At 51.2% G+C, this 691-nt stretch carries 1 protein-coding gene; it reads right to left on the bottom strand.

The window, feature by feature from the left end:
* On the bottom strand, positions 1-691 hold a 691-nt coding region (locus R7Q46_RS27255), incomplete at both ends, for an Ig-like domain-containing protein (protein ID WP_318078282.1).

Here is a 691-nt window from a genome sequence, read left to right as displayed (position 1 = left end):
TCAATCACCAAGGTCCCCGTTGCGGTCCCTTGGTTCCCCGCCTCATCGGTGGCGGTCACCGTAACGGTGTAGCTGTTATCGGCTAGCGACGGTAAGGTGTTGTCCGCCAAGGTCCAGGAGCCATCACCATTATTGGTTGCTGGATAATCAGTTCCATTTAGGCTAACAACGACATTTGCTGTTGGATTGCTTATAGTCCCAGATAAGGGAGGAGTGTCATCATTAGTGACTTCATTATTGAACGTAACCGTCGCGGCGGAAGTGTTGATGGTACTCGTAGCAGGAGCACTGGTGTTCCCTGCTTTATCGGTGGCCGTCGCAACGACCTCTGTACCGTTATTCAGCGGACTATCTGGCGTTACACTCCAGTTGCCATTTTCATCTGCAGCGGTTGTATAATCGGGCATACCATCGCTATCAACATCAAGACGAACAATGCTATTCGCTTCCGCAATGCCACTAATTTCCGTACCATTTCCGGCATTAATAACTGGACTATCCGGAGCAACCGTATCAATGTTCAAGGTGCCCGTTATTGTCCCCTGGTTCCCCGCCTCATCGGTTGCCGTTACCGTTACGGTGTAGCTGTTATCGGCTAACGACGGTAAGGTATTGTCCGCCAAGGTCCAGGTGCCATCACCATTATTGGTTGCTGGATAATCTGCCCCATCCACCGTTACCGTTACGCTCG

It is taken from the genome of Vibrio sp. 811, from assembly GCF_033339195.1.
The sequence above is the reverse complement of the archived record's forward strand: the minus strand, read 5'-3'. Positions and strand labels throughout refer to the sequence as shown.